The sequence below is a fragment of the Psychrobacter sp. T6-1 genome, from assembly GCF_052258445.1.
The window spans coordinates 1-6063 of sequence record NZ_JBQQFC010000140.1; the positions used below are offsets into that span (position 1 = coordinate 1).

A 6063-nucleotide genomic window follows, 5' to 3' on the forward strand; every position below is an offset into this window, starting at 1 on the left:
AGCGTTTGGTCAGCATATAACTGAGTACTGCTGGTGAATATCTGTTTGCCAGCTTTATCTGTCAGCAAGGTATAGCCTTGATTGAGTACCCGTGCGGGTCGATGCAAGAGCACGATATCACGTAGATGTGCGCTTTCACGCTGTGCTTGTATAACTTGCTGCTGGGCACTTTGAGTGATCGTTTTTTGATAGCGCTTAACCTCTTTGCCAGCAGTGGACGCGTGCTGGTAGGCGCTATCTTTTATTAACTGATGGCGCTCATCGCTAAGGCGCTTAGCTTGTCTAATCTGTCTATGAGCGCTTTGTTGTACGCTTTGCCACGCGTGCTTACTGTCTCTTTGTAGGGCGGTGAGCTGTCCGACTGTTTGCGTTTGTACTTGACTCAATTGACGAGCACACTGCATGTCAGCTTGAGTCAACTGATGACGTGCAGCCTGTTTGATTTGAGCTTGATATGTCAGAGTTTGCGTGATCAAGGCAGCCAGATGACTCATAATTGCTGCGATGACTTTGGAGGGCGTATCAAAGCTGGTGTGCGCCACCTCATCCAATATCACTTTGTCGCGTTCATGACCGATACCGACCCATACGGGGATGGGCTGTTCTGCGACCAGAGCTGCCAGCTCATAGTCGTTGAGATAAGCCAAATCACCGACCGCACCGCCGCCGCGTATAATAACGAGTAAATCAGGCAAGCAGTTATAGCGCTCTAAAAACTGCTGCTGAGCGCTGACAATCGCTTGCCGAATCTCACCTGGGGCATGATTGCCCTGAAAGGTCGCATGATGATAGTGAAAATGACAAGCGCCTGTCGAGGCCAGTCTGTTGGCGTCCGCTTGAAAATCGCCTAAGCCTGCTGCTTTTTCGGGAGCGATAACAAGAACGTGCTCGATATCAAATGGACTTGGCAATTGCGCGTTTAAGGTTAATAAGCCTTCACCGCTTAGGCGGTCAACCATTTCGGCATACTGGCGCGCCAAGTCGCCCAAAGTATAGCTGGGGTCAATATCCTCAATAGTGAGCGAAAAACCGTATTGCGCATGAAAGTTGGCAGATATCTTTAGCAAAACCGTTAAATCACGGCTAAGCGCCATACCGGTTGCGCGTTCAAACTTAGCAAGCACGCGGGAGGCTTTAAAGCGCCATAGATTGCCGCGGCAGCTGGCCACAACTTTACCATCATCGTCCTTTTCGGCTAATTCAAAGTAGTAATGACCGCCTTTACTGGATAGATTGCGAATCTCAGCTTTGACCCATACTCTATGATCAAAGGTTTGTTTGATGACCATATCGACAGCAGATAAGTAGTCGCTTAAACGCAGTACGGTATTCTCGAGAGTATCATCCGCCTCGGCAAGCTCAGCCTCTAGCGTTGCCAAATCTTTGGCAGGGGCGAGGACTTTGGCTGATTTGGGTATTGAGAGATTGGGTTTACGCATAATAAGGGAACCACGATGTTAACGCTGAGTGAGCAAAAAGTTTAAAGGAGTAGTTTACCCAAAACACATAGCAAAAAAAAGCAAAGCCAATAAGCTGCTGTTTGATCGCATACTTATTGGCTTATTTTATTATGCAAAATTGCTGGCGTTTTGACTGAGCGATAAGTTACTGACAGCGAAAACTGATAGCGTACTCGTAATCGTCATCACGAGATAAGTTAGGTGTGCCGGTACCAAATATTGACCCCACTACAGCGCCCACTTGTCCAACCATTCGCCCTGAACGCTCATCCAAAATCCCATTGTATCTTGCCTCGTCTTTGACGATGATGACCTGCTTATTGCGGCAAGTTTTTTGAGCACTGTCGATAGCGTTTTGTTGCGCGCCTACTTTGGTGTCAGCAATACCTGTAGTCTCAAAAATTGAGCCTTCGCGCTGAATCACTGGCGATGAGGGCGTGCTTTGACAAGCGCTTAAAGCAAGTACAGCGGCAAGTGCAGCTGTCAACGTCGTAGTTTTAGTCAATGAAGTCATAGCAAATCCTGCTAAAAGGGGAAAAAAGATAAGATACGCTCGACATTACCTTATTTACGCTATCGGCGCTAGAGATATTATCAATACGTTATAAAGATCTTAAAATGACATAAACACAGACAGACACAGCAAATCACTTGAAATAATAATGATATCTAGGATAATTGAATCACAATTTTAACCAATGACGCTCATTATGCCTCTAATATGTGCCCCTGCTGGCGTGCTCGAAGTCGACGCGCTGTGGCAAAACGACAACCCAAATGATCCCAATACTGATACGGTCGCGCTATTGTGTCATCCTAACCCCTTGTTTGACGGTACAATGAACAATAAGGTGGTGACCACTATGTACCGCTTTGCTCGTGACAATGGTATGCACGCTGTGCGTTTTAACTTTCGCGGTGTGGGCGAGTCAACAGGCGAGCATGATTATGCTGAGGGTGAAGTCATTGATGCGATGACCGTGTTACAATGGATTGCAGGACAGACAGGCGCACGCAAATTGTGGCTTGGTGGTTTCTCCTTTGGAGGATACGTGACTGCACGCGCCGCTGAGCAAGTGACAACGTTGCCACATATCTGGGGGCTAAGCGATTTTGAAGTAGCTAATGTGGCACTTATCGCGCCCTCGGTTGAGGACAATGACGTTAGTGATTTGAGCCTGCCTATAGATAGAACGTTTGAGATCTATGGTAATGCTGACGGCGTCATTAGCCCTGATGTTATGCAAGCTTTTGCCGAGCAGCAAGGTATTGCGGTCAGCGTGGTCGATGGCGCAGGACATTTTTTTCATGGCCGATTGTCTGAGCTCAAAGCGCTACTTGAACAGCATAGCTTTGGTAAGCCTATATAACCGTTTTGCCTTTTTGTTTATTTATACCTAAATTTATCCAATAACGAGTCCTATTATGAGTCTATCGCCCTTGCAACGCTATGAGCAAGCCATCGCTACTGATGAGTTTACCCGAGATGAGCAGCAGCTTGAGGCTATGAGTTACTTGGATAACTTGTATCATCAGCTCAATACAGGCTCTGAGCAAAAAAAGAGCTTTTTTAGCTTTTTAAAGTCCAAACCCGAAGCGCCCAAAGGTTTGTACATGTGGGGCGGGGTGGGACGTGGCAAGACTTGGATGATGGATATGTTCTATGACTCGCTGACTATTGAGCGCAAGATGCGTCAGCATTTTCATCATTTTATGCAGCGCGTCCACCGTGAGCTAAACGCTTTGCAGGGACAATCTGACCCGCTTGAAAAAGTCGCCGACATCATTTATAACGAAGCCGTTGTTATCTGCTTTGATGAGTTTTTTGTCTCTAACGTCTCAGACGCCATGATATTAGGCGATCTGTTCACTATGCTGTTTAATCGCGGCGTAACGCTGGTGGCCACATCGAACATTGAACCCTCAGGTCTGTATAAAGATGGCTTGCACCGTGATCGCTTTATGCCTGCTATCGCTGAGGTTGAGCGCCATACGACGGTCATGAATATTGACGCAGGCGTTGATTATCGTCTGCGCGTATTACAGCAGGCTGAGCTGTATAAATCGCCGATGACGAAGAAAAACCACAATTGGCTCGCTAACCGCTTTGCTAGTCTCTCAAGCAACCAAAAAATTAGCAACGAGCCTATCATTATCAATGGTCGCGAGATTGCCATAAATGCGCGCACGGAAGACATTTTATTCTGCGACTTTCGCCAACTGTGTATGCAGCCGCGCTCTGCCAACGACTTTATCGAAATCGCTAAGCAATTTAACACCGTGCTCATCAATGCGGTACCTGCCTTAGATGATGATTTGCGTGACCCCACGCGCCGATTTATTTACTTAGTGGACGAGTTTTATGATCGCCGCGTCAAGCTTTTGGTACGCGCGCAGCAGTCTATCCTCGAGTTATATCAAGGCGAAAAACTTGCCTTTGAGATTGAGCGTACGCGTTCACGTCTGCTTGAGATGCAATCAGAAGACTATTTAAAAATGGCGCACCGCGTTGAAACCGCTACCTAATGCTCTAGAACAGACAATAAAAAAGGATAACCCATGAGCGTTGACGATAAAAACGACAACAAGATAAGTGCTGTAGATATCTCGCAAGACTCTGAGATTCAAGCGAGTGATGAGCAACTAATAGCTTGGATTAACTCTAGGCGTAGTATCGGTAATTTAGAGATGCCAGCACCATCAACTGAGCAAATAAAAGCGGCTATTGAATGTGCAGCCACTGCTCCTGATCATAAAAAACTGCGTCCTTGGCGCTTTATTGTGACGCAAGGCGAGGCCCGCCGCGACTTAGGTCAAGCGCTCGTCACTGCCGCCAAAGCAAAAGCTCAGCAAGAAGGCGAGACATTGTCTGAAAAGACTATTCACAAAACTGCCAACCTACCTTTGCGTGCGCCCGTTATCATTACAGTAGTCACGCACATGCAAGCACACAAAAAAGTGCCGCCTTTTGAGCAGATGCTTAGTGCAGGCGCTGCCGTACAAAATCTGATATTGGCGTTAAAGGCACAAGGCTATAGCACCGTATGGCGCACAGGTCTGCTCTGCAATGAGCCTGCGGTAAAAGCGTACTTCGATGTTAGCGCAGATGATTATGTGACCGCTTTTGTTTATACTGGCAGCAGTCCCACTCAAAAGCCTGTGCGTAAACCTATAGATATCGAGCCTTTAACACGTTTTGAACACTGATATTCGCTATTGAATGTTAAAAATAATATTTATAATAAACGGCACTAACGCGCGTTACCATCTTATTTGCGCAATACGGATTACTAATTATGACAAACGCTACTGACCCAAAAGACAATAAAAATAATGGTAATAAAGACAATAAGAGCAGCGGCGATAAACAAAGTGGCCTGCTTGCTAGTATTATTGAGCGCGCGACCAAGTCAGGTTTGGGACGCAAAAAACTCAATCCAAGTGCGGTGGAGTCTGCTGTCGCCGAAAACATGGACAAGATCCACAAAAACCCAACCAAGCTGCGCTTAGCATTTTTGGGCGGCGGTAGTTTTGGTACGGCAATGGCTAATCTGGCGGCGCGTAACGGCTGCGATACGACGCTTTGGGTCCGTAATAAGCGCACGGTCAAATCTATGGCTAAATTGCAGATGAATAAACAATATCTGCCAGGCTATAAGCTCGATGATCGCCTCAAATATAGCCACGACTTAGAAGCCTCTGTAAAAGACAAAGACATTATATTTTTAGCGGTGCCCAGCTCAGCCTTTCGTGAGACGCTACAAAGCATCGCGCCCTTTATCACAGGGCAGTCGATAGTCTCATTGACCAAAGGCATGGAGAAAGATACTTTTGCCATGATGAGCGATATCATCAAAGATGTGCTACCTGAGGTAAATTTTGGCGTGATGTCTGGGCCAAATCTAGCCGTTGAGATTATGAAAAACATGCCCTCAGCGACCGTCATCGCCAGTAGCTCTGAGCCACTGCGTCATGCGGTGCAAGCGGCTCTGCACAGTGCGTTTTTTCGCGTCTTTGCTAGTGATGACGTGCACGGAGTTGAGCTTGGCGGCGCTCTCAAAAACATCTATGCCATCGCTATGGGTATGGCTGTTGCCTATGAGGTTGGCGAGAACACCAAAGCTATGCTGCTTACCCGAGCTTTAGCGGAGATGAGCCGTTTCGGTGTTGAGACAGGTGCTAATCCTTTGACGTTTTTAGGCTTATCTGGCGTGGGCGACTTATACGCCACTTGCGGCTCAGAGCTCAGTCGTAATTTTCGTATTGGTAACATGCTTGGGCGCGGCATGAGTATCGATGCTGCGGTCAAAAAGTTAGGGCAAACGGCTGAGGGCGTCAATACTATTCAGCAAGTACATGAAAAAGCGAGCAAAGAGGGTATTTATATGCCAATTACCCATGCGCTTTATGCCGTCATTTACGAAGATAAAGCAGCGCTTGGCGTTGCCCTGCATCTAATGGAAGCCGGCTTTCGCAGCGACGTTGAATTTGTAATGCCGCATGATCATAGCAATGCCTCACTAACCGCGCAGATGAAAAAATCAGCGGACGATCAAGCCGATACGTCTGCCCAAGACAAAGATTAGGGGCTGTTAGTTTTATT

At 47.0% G+C, this 6063-nt stretch carries 6 protein-coding genes; 4 read left to right on the forward strand and 2 right to left on the reverse strand.

Annotated features, from left to right (window positions below; all coding sequences use genetic code 11):
- Positions 1-1439 (reverse strand): exodeoxyribonuclease VII large subunit (gene xseA, locus ACTXGO_RS08530; RefSeq protein WP_443574051.1); only part of this gene is annotated, 1439 nt, incomplete at its 3' end.
- 166 nt (positions 1440-1605) lie between these two features.
- The gene (locus tag ACTXGO_RS08535; RefSeq protein ID WP_435949072.1) at positions 1606-1974 is read right to left on the reverse strand and encodes a hypothetical protein; all 369 of its coding nucleotides are present in this window, start codon (positions 1972-1974) and stop codon (positions 1606-1608) included.
- A 196-nt stretch (positions 1975-2170) separates the two neighbouring features.
- Here ACTXGO_RS08535 and ACTXGO_RS08540 point away from each other — a divergent pair, with 196 nt between their 5' ends.
- The 4 genes from ACTXGO_RS08540 (at position 2171) to ACTXGO_RS08555 (ending at position 6046) form a co-directional block, all read left to right on the forward strand.
- Positions 2171-2830, forward strand: coding sequence for an alpha/beta hydrolase (locus ACTXGO_RS08540; protein ID WP_435949070.1), 660 nt, complete (start codon positions 2171-2173; stop codon positions 2828-2830).
- Between the two features lie 55 nt (positions 2831-2885).
- The gene (gene zapE, locus ACTXGO_RS08545; protein ID WP_435949069.1) at positions 2886-3986 is read left to right on the forward strand and encodes a cell division protein ZapE; all 1101 of its coding nucleotides are present in this window, start codon (positions 2886-2888) and stop codon (positions 3984-3986) included.
- Positions 3987-4019: 33 nt separating this feature from the next.
- Positions 4020-4667, forward strand: coding sequence for a nitroreductase family protein (locus tag ACTXGO_RS08550; protein ID WP_435949067.1), 648 nt, complete (start codon positions 4020-4022; stop codon positions 4665-4667).
- An 89-nt stretch (positions 4668-4756) separates the two neighbouring features.
- Positions 4757-6046, forward strand: coding sequence for an NAD(P)H-dependent glycerol-3-phosphate dehydrogenase (locus ACTXGO_RS08555; protein WP_435949066.1), 1290 nt, complete (start codon positions 4757-4759; stop codon positions 6044-6046).
- Positions 6047-6063 lie beyond the last annotated feature (17 nt).